Below are 18447 nucleotides of genomic sequence, written 5' to 3' on the forward strand. Positions count from 1 at the left end.
CGCGACGCGCGTGAGGTGCTGGAAGGACGCATCTTGGCAGTCTCCACCCAGACCAAGGCTGGAATCCCCGGAGCCCCGTTGAGGGTTTCGTTCGCGAAGATCCGAGAGCCCTTGGAGGTGCCCGGACTTCTCGACCTACAAACGGACTCGTTCGCCTGGTTGGTCGGTACCCCCGACTGGCGTGAGAAGGCGGCCGCACGCGGCGACGTCGGTCTCGCAGGCGGCTTGGAGGAGGTGCTCGAGGAGCTCTCGCCGATCGAGGACTTCTCCGGTTCGATGTCCCTGTCGTTCTCCGATCCGCGCTTCGAAGAGGTCAAGGCCTCCATCGAAGAGTGCAAAGAGAAGGACATGACCTACGCGGCGCCCCTGTTCGTCACCGCGGAGTTCATCAACAACAACACCGGCGAGATCAAGAGCCAGACGGTCTTCATGGGTGACTTCCCGATGATGACCGACAAGGGCACCTTCATCATCAACGGCACCGAGCGCGTCGTCGTCTCGCAGCTGGTCCGCTCCCCGGGCGTCTACTTCGATCACAGCATCGACAAGGGCACCGAGAAGGACCTGCACAGCGTGCGCGTCATCCCGTCGCGCGGCGCGTGGCTGGAGTTCGACGTCGACAAGCGCGACACCGTCGGTGTCCGCATCGACCGCAAGCGCCGTCAGCCGGTCACCGTGCTGCTCAAGGCGCTGGGTTGGACCACCGAGGAGATCGTCGAGCGTTTCGGCTTCTCCGAGATCATGATGTCCACCCTGGAGAAGGACAGCACGCCCGGCCAGGACGAGGCGCTGCTCGACATCTACCGCAAGCTGCGTCCGGGCGAGCCGCCGACCAAGGAGTCCGCGCAGACCCTGCTGGAGAACCTGTTCTTCAAGGAGAAGCGCTACGACCTGGCGCGCGTCGGTCGCTACAAGATCAACAAGAAGCTCGGCATCCACGTGCACGAGCCGGTGACCTCCTCGGTGCTCACCAAGGAAGACATCGTCACCACCATCGAGTACCTGGTGCGTCTGCACGCCGGTGACCGCTCGATGACCGCCCCCGGTGGTGAAGAGGTCCCCGTCGAGATCGACGACATCGACCACTTCGGTAACCGTCGTCTGCGCACCGTCGGCGAGCTGATCCAGAACCAGATCCGGGTGGGCCTGTCCCGCATGGAGCGCGTGGTCCGCGAGCGGATGACGACTCAGGACGTCGAGGCGATCACGCCGCAGACCCTGATCAACATCCGTCCCGTCGTGGCCGCGATCAAGGAGTTCTTCGGAACCTCCCAGCTGTCGCAGTTCATGGACCAGAACAACCCGCTGTCGGGTCTGACCCACAAGCGCCGCCTGTCGGCGCTGGGCCCGGGTGGTCTGTCCCGTGAGCGCGCCGGCCTGGAAGTCCGAGACGTCCACCCGTCGCACTACGGCCGCATGTGCCCGATCGAGACCCCGGAAGGCCCGAACATCGGCCTGATCGGATCGCTGTCGGTGTACGCGCGGGTCAACCCGTTCGGCTTCATCGAGACCCCGTACCGCCGGGTCATCGACGGCAAGGTGACCGACGAGGTCAAGTACCTGACCGCCGACGAGGAAGACCGCTACGTTCGCGCGCAGGCCAACTCCCCGGTCGACGCCGAGGGCCGCTTCCTCGAGGAGAAGGTCCTCGTCCGCCGTGCGGGCGAAGAGGTCGAGTTCGTGACGCCGGCTCAGGTCGACTACATGGACATCTCGCCGCGCCAGATGGTGTCGGTCGCGACGGCCATGATCCCGTTCCTCGAGCACGACGACGCCAACCGTGCCCTCATGGGCGCGAACATGCAGCGTCAGGCCGTGCCGCTGATCCGTTCCGAGTCCCCGATCGTGGGCACCGGTATGGAGCTGCGCGCCGCGGTGGACGCCGGCGATGTCGTGGTGAACGAGAAGCCGGGTGTGGTCGAGGAGGTCTCGGCCGACTACGTCACCGTGATGGCCGACGACGGCAGCCGCAAGTCCTACCGGATGCGCAAGTTCAACCGCTCGAACCAGGGCACCTGCTCCAACCAGCGTCCGATCGTGGACGAGGGCCAGCGGGTGGAGAAGGGGCAGGTCCTCGCGGACGGCCCCTGCACCGAGAACGGTGAGATGGCGCTCGGCAAGAACCTTCTTGTCGCCGTCATGCCGTGGGAAGGCCACAACTACGAGGACGCGATCATCCTGTCGCAGCGCCTCGTGGAAGAGGACGTTCTCACCTCGATCCACATCGAAGAGCACGAGATCGACGCCCGCGACACCAAGCTGGGCGCCGAGGAGATCACCCGGGACATCCCGAACGTCTCCGACGAGGTGCTGGCCGACCTGGACGAGCGCGGCATCATCCGCATCGGCGCCGAGGTTCGCGACGGCGACATCCTGGTCGGCAAGGTCACCCCGAAGGGCGAGACCGAGCTGACCCCCGAGGAGCGCCTGCTCCGCGCGATCTTCGGTGAGAAGGCGCGCGAGGTGCGCGACACCTCGCTGAAGGTGCCCCACGGTGAGTCCGGCAAGGTCATCGGCATCCGCGTGTTCTCGCGCGAGGACGACGACGATCTGCCTCCGGGCGTCAACGAGCTGGTCCGCGTGTACGTGGCCCAGAAGCGCAAGATCCAGGACGGCGACAAGCTCGCCGGCCGCCACGGCAACAAGGGCGTCATCGGCAAGATCCTCCCCGTGGAGGACATGCCGTTCATGCCCGACGGCACCCCGATCGACATCATCCTGAACACCCACGGTGTTCCGCGTCGTATGAACATCGGCCAGATCCTCGAGACCCACCTGGGCTGGATCGGCAAGGCCGGCTGGAATGTCGACGTGGCCTCCGACGGCACCCGTCCGGACTGGGCGGCCTCGCTGCCCGAGGAGATGCTGGGTGCCCCGGCCGACTCGAACATCGCGACCCCGGTGTTCGACGGCGCCAAGGATGACGAGCTGACCGGTCTGCTCGGCTCGACCCTGCCGAACCGTGACGGTGAGCGCATGGTCGACGAGAACGGCAAGGCGACCCTGTTCGACGGCCGCTCCGGCGAGCCGTTCCCGTACCCGGTCGCGGTCGGTTACATGTACATCCTGAAGCTGCACCACCTGGTCGACGACAAGATCCACGCCCGTTCGACCGGTCCGTACTCGATGATCACGCAGCAGCCGCTGGGTGGTAAGGCGCAGTTCGGTGGTCAGCGTTTCGGTGAGATGGAGTGCTGGGCCATGCAGGCCTACGGCGCGGCGTACACGCTGCAGGAGCTCCTGACCATCAAGTCCGACGACGTGGTCGGCCGCGTGAAGGTCTACGAGGCGATCGTCAAGGGCGAGAACATTCCGGAGCCGGGCATTCCGGAGTCGTTCAAGGTGCTCCTCAAGGAACTCCAGTCGCTGTGCCTCAACGTGGAAGTGCTGTCCTCGGACGGCGCCGCGATCGAGATGCGTGATGGCGACGACGAGGATCTGGAGCGCGCCGCGGCGAACCTGGGCATCAACCTGTCCAGGAACGAAGCGGCCACCGTCGACGATTTGGCGAACTAGGTGGTGACGCGGGTGGCTGCTCCGGCAGCCACCCGCGGACCCGCGATCGGTAACTAGTGAACTTTTTGCTCGAATTCGACCCGAACAGGGGAAAGGAAGTTACGTGCTAGACGTCAACTTCTTCGATGAACTCCGGATCGGCCTGGCCACCGCTGAAGACATCCGCCAGTGGAGCTATGGCGAGGTCAAGAAGCCGGAGACCATCAACTACCGCACGCTCAAGCCGGAGAAGGACGGGCTCTTCTGCGAGAAGATCTTCGGCCCCACCCGGGACTGGGAGTGCTACTGCGGCAAGTACAAGCGCGTCCGCTTCAAGGGCATCATCTGTGAGCGCTGTGGCGTCGAGGTGACTCGCGCCAAGGTGCGCCGCGAGCGGATGGGCCACATCGAGCTGGCCGCACCCGTCACCCACATCTGGTACTTCAAGGGCGTTCCGTCGCGCTTGGGCTACCTGCTGGATCTGGCGCCGAAGGATCTCGAGAAGATCATCTACTTCGCCGCCTACGTCATCGTCGGTGTCGACGAGGAGCTGCGCCACAACGAGCTCAGCACCCTCGAGGCCGAGATGGAGGTCGAGAAGAAGGCCGTCGCCGATCAGCGCGACGCCGATCTCGAGGCCCGCGCGCAGAAGCTCGAGGCCGACCTGGCCGAGCTGGAGGCCGAGGGCGCCAAGTCCGACGTGCGTCGTAAGGTCAAGGACGGCGGCGAGCGCGAGATGCGTCAGCTGCGCGACCGGGCCCAGCGTGAGCTGGACCGTCTCGACGAGATCTGGACGACCTTCACCAAGCTGTCGGTCAAGCAGCTCATTGTCGACGAGGTGCTCTACCGCGAGCTCGTCGACCGCTACGGCGAGTACTTCACCGGTGCCATGGGTGCGGAGTCCATCCAGAAGCTGATGGAGAACTTCGACATCGACGCCGAGGCCGAGAACCTGCGCGAGACCATTCGCTCGGGCAAGGGCCAGAAGAAGCTGCGCGCGCTCAAGCGGCTCAAGGTCGTCGCGGCCTTCCAGGCCAACGGCAACTCGCCCATGGGCATGGTGCTCGACGCCGTTCCGGTGATCCCGCCGGAGCTGCGCCCGATGGTTCAGCTCGACGGTGGCCGTTTCGCCACCTCCGACCTGAACGACCTGTACCGCCGCGTGATCAACCGCAACAACCGCCTCAAGCGACTGATCGATCTGGGTGCGCCCGAGATCATCGTCAACAACGAGAAGCGGATGCTGCAGGAGTCCGTCGACGCGCTGTTCGACAACGGCCGTCGTGGCCGTCCGGTCACCGGACCGGGTAACCGCCCGCTGAAGTCGCTGAGCGATCTGCTCAAGGGCAAGCAGGGTCGTTTCCGTCAGAACCTGCTCGGCAAGCGTGTCGACTACTCGGGCCGTTCGGTCATCGTGGTCGGTCCGCAGCTGAAGCTGCACCAGTGTGGTCTGCCGAAGCTGATGGCGCTCGAGCTGTTCAAGCCGTTCGTCATGAAGCGTCTGGTCGATCTCAATCACGCGCAGAACATCAAGTCCGCCAAGCGGATGGTCGAGCGTCAGCGTCCCCAGGTGTGGGATGTCCTCGAAGAGGTCATCGCCGAGCACCCGGTGCTGCTGAACCGCGCGCCCACCCTGCACCGCCTGGGTATCCAGGCCTTCGAGCCCCAGCTGGTCGAAGGTAAGGCCATCCAGCTGCACCCGCTCGTGTGTGAGGCGTTCAACGCCGACTTCGACGGTGACCAGATGGCCGTGCACCTGCCGCTGTCGGCGGAGGCGCAGGCCGAGGCGCGCATCCTGATGCTGTCGTCGAACAACATCCTGTCCCCGGCGTCGGGTCGCCCGCTGGCGATGCCGCGTCTGGACATGGTGACCGGCCTGTTCTACCTGACTCGTCTCGACGAGAAGGGTGTCGGCACCTACCAGGCCGGCGGCAAGGACACCCCGGAGTCGGGCGTGTACTCCTCGCCCGCCGAGGCCCAGATGGCCGTCGACCGCGGTGAGCTCACCGTGCGTTCGATGATCAAGGTCCGGCTCACCGAGCAGCGCCCGCCGCGCGAGATCGAGGCGGAGCTCTTCCCGGAGGGCTGGCACCGCGGTGACGCGTGGCTGGCCGAGACCACCCTGGGTCGCGTGCTGTTCAACGATCTGCTCCCGGCGGACTACGCGTTCATCAACGAGCCGATGCCGAAGAAGCGGCAGGCCACGATCATCAACGATCTGGCCGAGCGCTACCCGATGATCGTCGTCGCGCAGACCGTCGACAAGCTCAAGGACGCGGGCTTCTACTGGGCCACGCGTTCGGGTGTCACCGTCTCCATGTCGGACGTGCTCGTTCCGCCGGAGAAGGCGGAGATCATGGAGCGGTACGAGGCCATGGCGGATCAGATCGAGAAGAAGTACCAGCGTGGTGCGCTCGATCACCAGGAGCGCAACAACGCCCTGGTCAAGATCTGGCAGGAAGCGACCGAAGAGGTCGGTACGGCGCTGCGTTCGCACTACCCGGCCGACAACCCGATCATCACGATCGTCGACTCGGGTGCGACCGGTAACTTCACCCAGACTCGTACCCTCGCCGGTATGAAGGGTCTGGTGACGAACCCGAAGGGTGAGTTCATCCCGCGCCCGATCAAGTCCTCGTTCCGTGAGGGCCTGACCGTGCTCGAGTACTTCATCAACACCCACGGTGCTCGTAAGGGTCTGGCCGACACCGCGCTGCGTACCGCCGACTCGGGTTACCTGACCCGTCGTCTGGTGGACGTCTCGCAGGACGTCATCGTGCGCGAGCACGACTGTGGCACCGAGCGCGGCATCGTCGTGCCGATCGCGGAGAAGCAGGCCGACGGCTCGCTCATCCGGGACGCGCACGTCGAGACCTCGACCTACGCCCGCACCCTGGCGACCGACGCGGTCGACGCGAGCGGCAACGTCGTCGTGGCCAAGGGCGCCGATCTCGGCGACCCGGCCCTGGAGGCGCTGCTCGAGGCCGGTATCACCGAGGTGAAGGTCCGCTCCGTGCTGACCTGCACCACCGGCACCGGCGTCTGCGCCACCTGCTACGGCCGCTCGATGGCCACCGGCAAGCTGGTCGACATCGGCGAGGCCGTCGGCATCGTCGCCGCCCAGTCCATCGGTGAGCCGGGTACCCAGCTGACCATGCGTACCTTCCACCAGGGTGGTGTCGCGGGTGACGACATCACCGGTGGTCTGCCGCGTGTCCAGGAGCTCTTCGAGGCCCGTGTCCCCAAGGGCAAGGCGCCGATCGCGGAGGTCTCGGGCCGGGTGCGCCTCGAGGACGACGACCGCTTCTACAAGATCACGATCATCCCTGATGACGGGTCGGACGAAGTCGTCTACGACAAGCTCTCGAAGCGTCAGCGTCTGCGTGTGTTCAAGCACGACGACGGCACCGAGCGCCTGCTGGCCGACGGTGACCACGTGGAGGTGGGTCAGCAGCTGCTCGAGGGCGCTGCCGATCCGCACGAGGTGCTGCGCGTGATGGGTCCCCGTCAGGTGCAGGTCCACCTGGTCCACGAGGTCCAGGAGGTCTACCGCTCGCAGGGTGTGTCGATCCACGACAAGCACATCGAGGTCATCGTGCGCCAGATGCTGCGTCGCGTGACGATCATCGATTCGGGTGCGACCGAGTTCCTGCCCGGTTCGCTCACCGAGCGTGCCGAGTTCGAGGCCTCGAACCGTCGCGTGGTGGCCGAGGGTGGCGAGCCCGCCTCCGGTCGTCCGGTGCTGATGGGTATCACCAAGGCGTCGCTGGCCACCGATTCGTGGCTGTCGGCGGCCTCCTTCCAGGAGACCACCCGAGTGCTGACGGACGCGGCCATCAACTGCCGCTCCGACAAGCTGATCGGCCTGAAGGAGAACGTGATCATCGGTAAGCTCATCCCGGCCGGTACCGGTATCAACCGTTACCGCAACATCCAGGTGCAGCCGACCGAAGAAGCCCGTGCCGCCGCGTACGCGGTGCCGTCCTACGACGACACCTACTACTCGCCGGACAGCTTCGGCTCCTCCACCGGTGCCGCGGTGCCGCTGGACGACTACGGCTTCAGCGACTACCGCTGAGTCTTGGCCAGAACGCCCCGCTCCTGACCGGAGCGGGGCGTTCGTCGTTTCGGGGTCAGCGGATTCGGGGGCAGGCTCTGCCCGCGATGTGACAGCGCTCCTCGAAGCCGTGGGGTAGCGGTGAATCGGATTCGCAGCCGGTCGGGTCGGGTCGGGTCAATTCGATGTGCTCCAACGCCGTGAGTGGGATCAGGGACGAGCGGGCGTTGAAGGCCGCGGGGTGGTCGGTGCGACAGCGGCGATCACCGGTGCGGCGATCGCCGGCGGCGGTGTCGTTGGCAGCTCAGGGCTACGAAACGCCGCCCACACGCCAGCACCTTCACCGAAGCAGGTCTCCTGGTCGTCCATGAGGATCGACGTCGGATAGGGCTCGAGCGCCGCGATCCCGCCTGCCCGCGACTGCGGCGAGTCGGTTTCGCGTAGCACGATCTCCCATACCACCCAGCGAGTAGAAGCCACGGCTTATGGCGTGCAGAAAGTGTGGCGGCTAGTCGTGGGTTGATTCGGCGGGTTGGCGGGAGGGGGCGGTGCGGGCGTGGGTGGCGTAGAGGGTGAGGCCTACGAAAGTGAGGCCGCCTACGAGGTTGCCTACCACGGTGGGGATTTCGTTCCAGATCAAGTAGTCGCCGAGGGAGAAGTCGCCGCCGAGGAGGAGGCCGGACGGGAACAGGAACATGTTGACGATGGAGTGTTCGAAGCCCATGTAGAAGAAGAGCATGATGGGCATCCACATGGCGATCACCTTGCCGGAGACCGAGGTGGACATCATGGCGGCGACCACGCCGGTGGAGACCATCCAGTTGCACAGGACGGCGCGGATGAAGAGGGTGAGCATGCCCGCGGCGCCGTATTCGGCGTAGCCGAGGGTGCGGGCCTCGCCGATCTCGCCGAGTTTCTGGCCGACGGCGCTGGGGTCGACGGAGAAGCCCATGGTCAGGATGATCGCCATCATGACGGCGACGGTGAACGCGCCGGCGAAGTTGCCGACGAAGACCAGGCCCCAGTTGCGCAGCATCGAGCGCACGGTGACGCCGCGGCGCTTGTCGAGCAGGGCCAGCGGGACCAGCGTGAAAACGCCGGTGAGCAGGTCGAATCCGAGCAGGTACAGCATGCAGAAGCCGACCGGGAAGAGGACGGCGCCCAGCAGCGGCTGGCCGGTGTTGACGGTGATGGTGACCGCGAACGCCGCGGCGAGGGCGAGGATCGCGCCCGCCATGTAGGCGCGGATCACGGTGTCCCTGGTGGACATGAATGCCTTGGCTTCGCCCGCGTCGATCATCTTCTCGACGAAGTCCGCTGGTTTGAGATACGACATGTGACCCCTTCGTAGTGCTTCCAGCACAGTAGTTTTCGCCGCCGAGGTTGCCTCGCGATCACCGGAAGTTGCCACTCGGTAAATAGTGGTATTCCACTATGGCGGGCGGGTGCGGGCGGATGGCAGGCTGACGAAGTCCCCGACCGAGGAGCCCGTATGCAACCGATCATGAGCAAGTCCGCCGCCGCCGATCTCGTCGTCGCCGCCCGCATCCGCAAAGGCCTGACCTGGGCCGCCATCGCGGAATCGCTGGGCGCGCCGCTGGTCTGGACGACGGCGGCCCTGCTCGGTCAGCACCCGATGACCGAGGAGCAGGCGGCCGCGGCCTGCGCGCTCCTCGACCTGGACGAGACCGTCGCCGAGAGCCTGCGTCTGCAGCCCTCGCGCGGCGCCGACCCGGCGCAACTGGCCGATCCCACCATCTATCGCCTGGTCGAGGCGGTCTCGGTCTACGGCCCGGCGCTCAAGGCTCTCATCCACGAGGAATTCGGCGACGGCATCATGAGCGCCATCAACTTCAACATCGACATCGCCCGCCGCCCCCACCCTGACGGCGACCGCGTGGTCATCACCCTCGACGGCAAGTTCCTCGACTACCGCTGGTGATCGCGGTCCGCGCGCATCCCGTCACCCGCGATCTCGGTCGCGGTTCCTGATCCGGTCGAAGACCGCGCGCTGATCTTCCTCGGCCTGCCGGTCCTGACACGGTCGGCACCCCCACTGCGGCGAGACGTTGGTGACGCAGCATCCGCCCAGGATGTACTCGCCCCGCTCGGCGGCCTGGAACGACTCGAAGGTGGGGTAGCCGTAGAGGATCCGGAGCATCGGGCCATCGCATTCCGGGCAGCGCGGTGCGTTTTCCTGTGTGTTGGGCACCGGTAGAGCTTGCCGGATCGATGGTCACCGGAGAGCCGAATCGAGGTAGTCGGACGAGGCGGACGCGGGGTTCGCCGAGTCGCGCGGTGACCGCGTCGTCATCGCCGGCGCGGTCCTCGACCATCGCTGGTAGGTCAGGCATCGGGGCGTGTCGGGACCGCGGCGACCGCCCGCGCCTCGGGGTCGCCGGCCGGCAGGGGTTCGGGTTCGCCGAGACGGACGATGATCACGCCGAGGAGAATCAGCGCGCCGCCGAGTAATTGGATCGGACGGGGGGCCTCGCCGAGCAGGGCCCAGGCGAACAGCAGGGCGGCCAGCACCTCGGTGAGGGCGACGAACGAGGCCAGTCGGGAACCCAGGCGGCGGGTGGCGGCGATGCCGGTGACGTAGGCGATCGCGGCGGTGACGATGCCGATCAGCAGGATCGGGACCCACCACGGCGTGCTGAAATCGTCGAACACGACCGTCGCGGTGGTGGCGTGCAGCGGCACGATGCCGACCAGGCCGGCCAGCACCAGCGTGACCCCGCCGATCAGCAGGCCGCCCGCGGCCAGGACCGTGCCGGGCAGCTCGCCGCCCTGGGCGGAGAGCACGAAATACGCGGCGGCGCCGATCATCGCGGCCAGTGCCCAGGTGATGCCGATCGGATCGGTCGACACCCCGGCGAGGATGTCGAGCACCAGCAGCAGTCCGGTGATGCCGAGCGCGGCACCGGCCAGGGTGGCCGCGCCGGGGCGCTGGCGGTGCCGTGCCCACATCCAGCCGACGACGGCGATCGGCGCGGTGTATTCGATCAGCAACGCCGCGCCGACTTCCATGTGGGCGACCGCGTTGAAGTAGGCCAGCTGGGTGCCGGCTACGGCGAGTAGCCCGTACAGCACGATCAGGGTCGCGTTGGCGCGCACCAGGTTCCAGTTCCCCCGGAGCTGGGGGAGGGCGACGGGCAAGAGGGCGACTCCGGCGAGCAGTACGCGCGCGGCGACGACGGCGGCCGCGCTCCAGCCCGCGTTCATCAGCCCGCGCGCGAGTGGGCCGGACAGGCCGAACGAGGTGGCGGAGGCCAGCGCGAAGAGCAGGCCGGTGCGGATCCGGCTGCTCGCCAGTCCGTCATGAGTCAAAGTCGCCATGACTAATGACGGTAAGCAGGCTGCGGTAATATGTCAACGTGGTTTTCGCTCATGACACCGAGGCGGCGCTGCTGGCGGCGGTCGAACTGGTCAATTCCGCGGAGGACCCCGACACCCTCACCGGCACCGACCAGCTCGACGAGTTCTTCGTGCGGCACGTCTACACGGGTGTGCACACCGGCGACGCCGCGGAATTGGCCGCGGTGCGGGCCCTGCGCGCGCCGCTGCGCCGGATGCTCACCAGCGACCGGGACCGCGCGGTGGTCCTGGTGAACGAGACCCTGGCCGAGCATCGCGCGGTGCCGCAGCTGGTCCGGCACGGTGAGGTCGACTATCACGTACACGCCGTCCCGGCCGAGGCCCCGCTGCCGGTCCGCATCGCCGTCGAGACCGCGATGGCCATGATCGATCTGATCCGTGCCGACGACCTGAGCCGCCTGTCGATCTGCGCCGACGACACCTGCGACGGCCTGGTACTTGACCTGTCCCGCAACCGTTCCCGCCGCTACTGCAGCACTGCCTGCGGCAATCGCAACGCCGTCGCGGCCTACCGGGCCAGGCAGCGCTAGAGCGAGCGCACCTTCGGGCATTTCTTGCCCGCCAGGTGACACTTGTCCTCGAACCCGGCGGGCAGCCACGTCCCGTTGCGCAGCAGCGGATGGTGCGGGAAATGCCGCAGGGCCGCGGTGACGAAGATCAGGGGCGCCCAGGCGCTGCGGATCTGCAGTTGCTGGAGGGTCCCGGCGCGGTCGGGGAACCGGCAGCCGACCAGGTCGGGCGCGGTCAGGTCGACGCTCTCCAATGCCGACCAGTACAGCGAGAACGATCGCTCCGGGTTGGCCAGGTGAATCCGGTGCTGGGAGATCATCGCCGATCCCGGACGTTCGGCCACCCAGCGCGGTTGCGTCGCGGCCTCGGCCCGCAGCCGCCGCGACTCGTTGCGCACCGCGTTGCCCAGGTGGGCGACGGCGCCGAGGGGCGTCCGCCCGTCGGCGCGCACCTGGCCGCGCACCCACTTGCCGTTCCCCGGTCCGCGCCAGGTGAACCACTGGACGCCGCCGTCGGCGAAGCAGGTCTCGCCGGGGTCGAGCCGAACCCTGGTCGCGGTGGACGGTATCCGCTCGCCCTGGCCCGAAGCGAGCAGTTCGGCCACGCCGCACGTGTACAGCAGGTAGTCGTCGAACCAGGTCCAGCCCGCCTGCTCGGCCAGGGCCCGATCGATGTCGGCCAGCGGGTCGAACACGTCTCTCACCACCCACTCACAACGTGCGAACTCTCCTTCCGTCAACGGTAGCGGAGAGTCCGCACGGCCCCTCAGCGCTCGCTGTCGAGGGCTGCCATCTGCGCGGGCGCGTACCGCTCGCCCGCCACCGCCGCGGCCGGGGTGGCGGCCTCGATCGCGGTCAGTTCCCGCTCGGTCAGCGCTATCCGCAGTGCGTCCACGGTCTCGGTCAGGCGGGTGCGGCTGCGCGCGCCGATCACCGGGACGATGTCGTCGCCACGATGCAGGGCCCACGCGATCGCGAGCTGGGCGACCGAAACGCCCTTGGCGGCAGCGATTTCCGCGAGCGCCTCGACCAGGCGCAGATTGCGGGTGAGGTTCTCGCCCTGGAAGCGCGGGCTGTGGGTGCGGAAGTCGGTGGCGTCGGTGGGCGCGCCCGCGCGGAAGGTGTCGCTGAGCAGGCCGCGCGAGAGCACGCCGTAGGCGGTGATCCCGACACCGAGTTCCCTTGCCACCGGCAGGATCTCGTCCTCGATGCCGCGCGAGAGCAGCGAGTACTCGATCTGCAGATCGACGATCGGGTGCACGGCGGCGGCCCGGCGCAGCGTGTCGGCACCGACTTCGGACAGGCCGATGTGGCGGACATAGCCGGCTTCGACCAGGTCGGCGATGGCGCCGACGGTGTCCTCGATCGGCACCTCGGGATCGAGTCGGGCCGGGCGGTAGATGTCGATGTGGTCGACACCGAGCCGGGTGAGGCTGTAGGTGAGCGAATTGCGGACGGCGGCGGGCCTGCCGTCGAAGCCGGCGAAGGAGCCGTCCGGGCCACGCAGCGCGCCGAACTTCACGCTCAGCACTACGTCCTCGCGGGCCCGTTCGGCGATGGCCTTGCCGATCAGCAGTTCGTTGTGGCCGGCGCCGTAGAAGTCGCCGGTGTCGACGAGGTTGATACCTGCGTCGATCGCGGCGTGCAGGGTGGCGGTGGATTCGCGGTCGTCGGCGGCGCCGTACATGCCGGACATGCCCATCGCGCCGAGGCCGATGCGGCTGACCCGGGGTCCGGTGTCGCCGAGGGAGGTCGAGGGGGAGTGTCGGAAATTCGTCATGACCTCAGCCTGCGTGGGGTGTGCCGGACGCGGCAGAGAGCGTTCATCGGGGGATCGCCGGTCCCTGGCTGGGCCGCGCGCGGTCGCGCACCATGGAGGGATGGACCGCTCCGAGCTCGCCGACTTCCTGCGCAGGCACCGCGAACAGCTGACGCCCGCCGACGTCGGCCTGCCGCCCGGGGTGCGCCGGCGAACTCCCGGGCTGCGCCGCGACGAGGTCGCCCTGCTCACCGGCATGTCGACCGACTACTACACCCGGCTGGAGCAGGCGCGCGGACCGCGCCCGTCGACCCAGGTGCTGGCCGCGCTGGCCCGGGCGCTGCGGCTGAGCGCCGACGAACGCGACCACCTGTTCCATCTGTGCGGTCATCAGTCCCCGGATCGGGAGCTGCGGGACAAGCACGTCGGGCCGGGTCTGCTGCACATGCTGTCCAAACTCGACGACACCCCGGCCGCCGTGATCACCGAGCTCGGCGAAGTGCTCGTCCAGAACCGCATGCACACCCTGCTGGCGGGCGATCACGGCGAGCGCAGCGGTCTCGACCGCTACTACGCCTGGCGGTGGTTCACCGATCCCGCCGCCAGGGCGGTGTTCCCGGAAGCGGATTGGGATCGGCTCAGCCGCAGCCATGTCGCCGACCTGCGCGCCACCGCGGCACGCCGGGCAGGCGACGCCGAAGTCGCCCACTACATCGCCGAATTACGCAGCACCAGTCCCGAATTCGAGGCGCTGTGGAACGAACACGAGGTGGCCGTGCGGGTCACCGACAGCAAGCGGTTCGCGCATCCCGAGGTCGGGCTGATCGACACGATCTGCGAGGTCCTGGTCACCAGGAACGCGGCGCAGCGGTTGCTCGTCTACCTGCCCAGGCCCGGGACCGACGCCGCCGAGAAGATGGCGTTGCTGCGCGTGATCGGTACCCAGCGCCTGAGTCCGGCGTGACCGTCAGGGCGCCCCGGTGACGTAGGCGAGCGCGGTGTCGACGGCCGGTTGCCCGCCGGCCAGCGCGTACCCGGCCAGCGCGCCGATCGCCGCGCCTGCCACCGTCGCCACCGGCACGGTGATGAAGTCCAGGACGAACAGCCCGAGCGGGAACCCGAGGACGAAGCCGATCGCCGCCCCGATCACGGCGCCCTGGATGATCTGCGGCTGCAGTCGCTGGGTCTCGGCGAAGAAGCGTTCCTGCGCGCTGATATCGCGCACCGGGGTATCGGACTCGCCGACCGGAGTGAGGGTGAGGCTGGTGCCCGCCGCGTCGATGGCCGGCGTCAGCGGCACCTCGCGCTCGCCGAGGCGGACGACCATCGGCAGCGCGGCGATCACCGTGCCCGCGGCATCGGTCACGGTGACGACCTTCGCGTCGTGCACCAGCTGGAACCGGCCCGCGTCGAGCGTGGTCACCACGGCACGCCGATCCTCGGACACGCCGACCTGGTAGTTCACGTCCTTGTCGACGCCGCGCAGCTGGACGCCGGGCTCGGTGCCGGCCGGTTCGGGCTCGGCGGTCCCGACTCCCGTGCCCGCCAGGGTGACCCCCACCGCCAGCAGCGCCGCGCCGATCACAGTGCCGATCCTCATCCCGCCAAGCCTCCCGCTGATCCACCGGGACCGAATCGTCCCGTTCGTCGCGGCAAACCTAACCGCTGAGCGGCTTTTCGGAAAGTTGTCGGGCGGTCAGCGCGACGCGGCCGACCGTCCCGCATCGGCATTCGGCCTGCGCGCGAAGTCCGGCGCGTGCTCGGGGCGGAGGCCGATACCGCCGAGGTACGCGGCGAGCCCGGCCAGCATCGGCACGGCGTCGACGACCCGCAGCGGCAGTGGGGCAGTGGTCAGCTCACCGCGCAGGGCGGGCGCGATCAGCATGTCGTGCTCGCCGCGCTGGGAGCGCTGGGTGAAGCTCGCGGGCAGCATCCGCCTGCGCTGGACCTTCTCCAGGTCGGCGGTTCGCACCGTCCCGTCCAGCAATGGCTGGGCGAGCAGCCGCGCGGTCGCGACAGCGTCCTGCACCGCCAGGTTGACCCCGACACCGCCGACCGGCGACATCGTGTGCGCGGCGTCGCCGATGCACAGCAGGCCGGGCACGTACCAGCGATCCAGCATCCCGACGGTCACCTCGAGCAGTTTCACGTCGTCCCAGGACCCGATCGCCGCGGTCGCCTCGGTGGGCCAGCCGAACAGCTCGGTGACGCGTTCGCGGAGCCATGCCACGTCGTGGGCGGCCCGCAGGGCCGCGTCGCGACCCTTCTCGATGATGTAACCGGTCTGGTAGTAGTCGCCGCGGTCGATCGCCACCGCCGAGTTCCCGCTGGTGAAGCGGGCTTGCACCGCGCCACCATCGGTGTCGTCGGCGCCCTTCGGGACGCGGAAGAACCACATGTCCATCGGCACGTCCTCGCTCCGCTGGCGGAGTCCGGCGGCCTCGCGCGCTACGGAATCGCGTCCGTCGCAGGCGATCACGAGGTCGGCGCGCAGGGTGTGCTCGGTGCCGTGGGCGTCGCGGTATCGCACCCCGGTGACGGTATCGGCCTGGTGGATGAGCCCGGTGACGGTCGAGCGCATGCGGAGCGTGAAGGTCGGCTCGGTGGCGGCGGCGCGGACCAGCAGGTCGAGGAAGTCCCACTGCGGGACCATCGCGATGTGGCGGTACCGGCCGGGAATCCGGCTGAGGTCGGCGGCGACGACCATCCGATCGCCGGCGTACATGCACATCCTGGTCAGGGTGGACTGCGGGAGCCGGGCGAAGTCCACGCCGAGGCCGAGTTCGTCGAGCAGTCGCACGGTCGACGGGTGCACGGTGTCGCCGCGGAAATCGCGCAGGAAGTCGGGGTGCTTCTCCAGCACCGTCACCTCGACGCCCGCCCTGGCCAGCAGCAGGCCCGCCATCGTGCCCGCCGGTCCGCCGCCGACGATGCAGCATGTCGTCTTGTCCATGTCTCCCCCTCGAACACCGATGTCTACGACGGAGCGTAGTAGTCAATCCGGGGGCAGGTCCAGGGTTTTCGGAAATCCTCGACCGCCCTTGACGAGGAGGCGTGGCCGCGCAATACTGAACTAGATGGTTCAGTATGACTTCCTGGATGCCTCGTTCGGGGCGCTCGCGGACCCCACCCGGCGGGGCATCCTCGAGCAACTCGGGCGTGGGCCCGCCAGCATCAGCGAGTTGGCCGAGCGGTTCGAGATGACCCTGACCGGCATCAAGAAGCACATCGGCCTGCTCGAGAACGCGGGCATGGTGGTCACCGAGAAGCGTGGCCGGGTCCGGTACTGCCGGATCGGCGAGCACGTCTTCGATCGAGAGGTGGCCTGGATGCAGGGTTATCGGCAGATGCTCGAAGCCCGGATGGACCGTCTCGGTGAATTCCTCGAACGAACGGAGCCAGAGCAATGAGCACAACGACCAACGACGCGGTCATCACCTCGACCTCGGACCGCGAAGTCCACATCGAACGCGATTTCGACGCACCGCTGGACCGGGTGTGGAACGCCTACAGCCGGATCGAACAGCTCTCGCGCTGGTGGGGCCGCGGCCATGTCGTCGATGTCGAGCGCTGGGAGTTCCGCAAGGGCGGCCACTGGCGCTTCGTCGAACACGACGGCGACGAGTCCTACGGCTTCGAGGGCCGCTTCCGCGAGATCACCCCGAAGGAGCGCATCGTGCAGTCCTTCGAGTGGGACGGCATGCCCGCCCACATCTCGATCGACTCGACCACCTTCGTCGACCTCGGCAACGGCCGCACCAGGGTCGTCACCGACAGCATCTTCCACACCGCCGAGGAATGCGCGGGCATGCTCGCCTCGGGTATGGAAGGCGGCCTCAACGACAGCTACCGCGCCCTCGACGCCCTGCTGGCCGACGGCCGCTAGCGGCCGTCGGATCCGGCGCCGCGGGAGGCGGCGCCGGATCAGCGGTGGGCGCAGCCGGTCGCCCGCTTGCGTGGCTTCAAACGCAGCGGCGGCAGCGGTGGGGCGGGAATCCGCTCGTCCGGCGCGTGGCCGACCACCTCGGCGAAACGGCTGGTGTCGTGGGCTTCCCAGGCATTGCGGGCCGCGACGATCTCGTCGTGACTGCGGCCGACGAAGTTCCACCACATCACCAGTTCCTCGGCGAATGGTTCACCGCCGATCAGCGCGAAGTGCGCGCCCTCGGTGCTGGTCAGGCGCACCTCGGCCCGATCGGTGCCCAGATACAGCAGGGGGCCGGGCGAGAGTTCGGTCCCGTCCACCACCACGGTGCCCTCGACGACCAGCACCGCGTGCTCGAAGGCGCGTTCCAGCGGCAGCCGCACCTCGGCGCCGGGGTCGAGCACGATATCCGCCCCGACGATCGGCGTGTAGGCCCGTGCCGGTGAGGTGACGCCGCCCAGCGTGCCGATCAGCACGGTGGCCCGCAGGCCCGGTTCCTCGTACACGGGCAGCTCGCGATGCTGCTCGAAATGCGGTTCGATCCCGGTCGCGGTGCCGGGCAGCGCGATCCACAGCTGCAGCCCGTTGCCCGCGTGGGCGCCGGAGACGCCGAACTCCGAATGGGCGATACCGCGGCCCGAGGTCATCAGGTTCAGCTGGCCCGGCTCGATCTCGACGTCGGAGCCCACCGAATCCCGGTGCCGGATCCGGCCGTCGAACGGCCACGTCACCGTCTGCAGGCCGATGTGCGGGTGCGGCAGGATATCGGGCGACGCGCCGGTCCGGGTGACGGTCGGCGAACCGAACCGGTCCAGGAAACACCACGCGCCGACGGTCGGCAGATCCCGTTGCGGCAGGGTGCGTTCGACGTACACACCGCGCACGCCACCGAGGGGTACCTCCCTGGCGGGGTACAGCTCGGTGATCGGTCCCGGACTCGGCGACGGCTCGCACACCGCCTCGGTGGGATCGAGCTCCAGATCGCTCACTTGGCGATGCCCTTGCCGACGACGTGCGCGTCGTACTCGGGGTGCTTGTCGAGCCAGCCGCGGATGAACGGGCAGTGCGCGGTGATGGTGCGCCCGCGCGCGATCACGTCCTCGACGGCCTGGCGGGCGAGCACGCTGCCCAGGCCCTTGCCCGCGAAGGCGCCGTCGATCTCGGTGTGGATGAAATCGGTGTCGTTGTCGCGCTCGATGTACTCGGCGAAGCCGGCCAGTGCGCCGTCGTAGAACACGTCGTAGCGGTTCTTCTCCGGGTTGCGCACGACCCGGCGCTCGGGCTCGGTCGACGCGGGCTGCGCGGCGGGGGTGGTCTCGGACAT

At 68.2% G+C, this 18447-nt stretch carries 16 protein-coding genes; 7 read left to right on the top strand and 9 right to left on the bottom strand.

All coding sequences use genetic code 11. The features are described 5' to 3' along the window. Positions 1–15 precede the first annotated feature (15 nt). A complete protein-coding gene (locus ATM97_RS20320) occupies positions 16–3516 on the top strand; it encodes a DNA-directed RNA polymerase subunit beta (RefSeq protein ID WP_218719614.1) in 3501 nt (1166 codons plus the stop codon). A gap of 103 nt (positions 3517–3619) precedes the next feature. After that, positions 3620–7573, top strand: coding sequence for a DNA-directed RNA polymerase subunit beta' (locus tag ATM97_RS20325; RefSeq protein ID WP_218719615.1), 3954 nt, complete (start codon positions 3620–3622; stop codon positions 7571–7573). Positions 7574–8060: 487 nt separating this feature from the next. Here the strand turns inward: ATM97_RS20325 and ATM97_RS20330 are convergent, their stop codons facing one another. After that, complete coding sequence (locus ATM97_RS20330) at positions 8061–8888, bottom strand: formate/nitrite transporter family protein (protein WP_218719616.1); 828 nt, start codon at positions 8886–8888, stop codon at positions 8061–8063. A 156-nt stretch (positions 8889–9044) separates the two neighbouring features. Here ATM97_RS20330 and cynS point away from each other — a divergent pair, with 156 nt between their 5' ends. After that, complete coding sequence (cynS, locus tag ATM97_RS20335; RefSeq protein ID WP_218719617.1) at positions 9045–9494, top strand: cyanase; 450 nt, start codon at positions 9045–9047, stop codon at positions 9492–9494. Between the two features lie 21 nt (positions 9495–9515). Here cynS and ATM97_RS20340 read toward each other — a convergent pair whose 3' ends face one another. Both ATM97_RS20340 and ATM97_RS20345 read right to left on the bottom strand, forming a co-directional pair. Then, complete coding sequence (locus ATM97_RS20340; protein WP_218719618.1) at positions 9516–9713, bottom strand: hypothetical protein; 198 nt, start codon at positions 9711–9713, stop codon at positions 9516–9518. 185 nt (positions 9714–9898) lie between these two features. Then, positions 9899–10891, bottom strand: a complete 993-nt coding sequence (locus tag ATM97_RS20345; protein ID WP_218719619.1) for an EamA family transporter — start codon at positions 10889–10891, stop codon at positions 9899–9901. Positions 10892–10929: 38 nt separating this feature from the next. Between ATM97_RS20345 and ATM97_RS20350 the strand changes: the two genes are divergently transcribed. After that, on the top strand, positions 10930–11460 hold the full coding sequence (locus ATM97_RS20350) for a CGNR zinc finger domain-containing protein (RefSeq protein WP_218719620.1): 531 nt from the start codon (positions 10930–10932) through the stop codon (positions 11458–11460). Here ATM97_RS20350 and ATM97_RS20355 read toward each other — a convergent pair. Together ATM97_RS20355 and ATM97_RS20360 are read right to left on the bottom strand one after the other, a co-directional pair. Further along, positions 11457–12143 (bottom strand): hypothetical protein, encoded by a 687-nt coding sequence (locus ATM97_RS20355; protein ID WP_218719621.1) that lies wholly within the window; start codon positions 12141–12143, stop codon positions 11457–11459. The two genes, ATM97_RS20350 and ATM97_RS20355, sit on opposite strands and share 4 nt — an antisense overlap. A 62-nt stretch (positions 12144–12205) precedes the next feature. Continuing rightward, positions 12206–13219 carry an aldo/keto reductase gene (locus ATM97_RS20360; RefSeq protein ID WP_218719622.1) on the bottom strand — a complete coding sequence of 338 codons (1014 nt, stop codon included), beginning with the start codon at positions 13217–13219 and terminating at the stop codon, positions 12206–12208. A gap of 100 nt (positions 13220–13319) precedes the next feature. Here ATM97_RS20360 and ATM97_RS20365 point away from each other — a divergent pair, with 100 nt between their 5' ends. Further along, positions 13320–14162, top strand: a complete 843-nt coding sequence (locus tag ATM97_RS20365) for a helix-turn-helix transcriptional regulator (RefSeq protein ID WP_218719623.1) — start codon at positions 13320–13322, stop codon at positions 14160–14162. 3 nt (positions 14163–14165) lie between these two features. Here the strand turns inward: ATM97_RS20365 and ATM97_RS20370 are convergent, their stop codons facing one another. Continuing rightward, the gene (locus ATM97_RS20370) at positions 14166–14798 is read right to left on the bottom strand and encodes a hypothetical protein (RefSeq protein ID WP_218719624.1); all 633 of its coding nucleotides are present in this window, start codon (positions 14796–14798) and stop codon (positions 14166–14168) included. Between the two features lie 96 nt (positions 14799–14894). Next, entirely contained in the window at positions 14895–16151 is a 1257-nt protein-coding gene (locus tag ATM97_RS20375; RefSeq protein WP_218719625.1) for an FAD-dependent oxidoreductase, read from the bottom strand. A 124-nt stretch (positions 16152–16275) separates the two neighbouring features. On the opposite strand from ATM97_RS20375, the gene ATM97_RS20380 reads away from it, so the two are divergent. Together ATM97_RS20380 and ATM97_RS20385 are read left to right on the top strand one after the other, a co-directional pair. Then, positions 16276–16608 (top strand): metalloregulator ArsR/SmtB family transcription factor, encoded by a 333-nt coding sequence (locus ATM97_RS20380; RefSeq protein ID WP_218719626.1) that lies wholly within the window; start codon positions 16276–16278, stop codon positions 16606–16608. Next, positions 16605–17084 carry an SRPBCC family protein gene (locus tag ATM97_RS20385; protein WP_218719627.1) on the top strand — a complete coding sequence of 160 codons (480 nt, stop codon included), beginning with the start codon at positions 16605–16607 and terminating at the stop codon, positions 17082–17084. The genes ATM97_RS20380 and ATM97_RS20385 overlap by 4 nt, the downstream gene beginning before the upstream one ends. Positions 17085–17122: 38 nt before the next feature. Here ATM97_RS20385 and ATM97_RS20390 read toward each other — a convergent pair whose 3' ends face one another. Both ATM97_RS20390 and ATM97_RS34525 read right to left on the bottom strand, forming a co-directional pair. Then, a complete protein-coding gene (locus tag ATM97_RS20390) occupies positions 17123–18112 on the bottom strand; it encodes a pirin family protein (RefSeq protein WP_218719628.1) in 990 nt (329 codons plus the stop codon). Next, a complete protein-coding gene (locus ATM97_RS34525) occupies positions 18109–18447 on the bottom strand; it encodes a GNAT family N-acetyltransferase (RefSeq protein ID WP_255588125.1) in 339 nt (112 codons plus the stop codon). Before ATM97_RS34525 ends, ATM97_RS20390 begins: the two co-directional genes overlap by 4 nt.

Source organism: Nocardia sp. MH4 (assembly GCF_019266065.1).
Classification (GTDB): domain Bacteria; phylum Actinomycetota; class Actinomycetes; order Mycobacteriales; family Mycobacteriaceae; genus Nocardia; species Nocardia canadensis.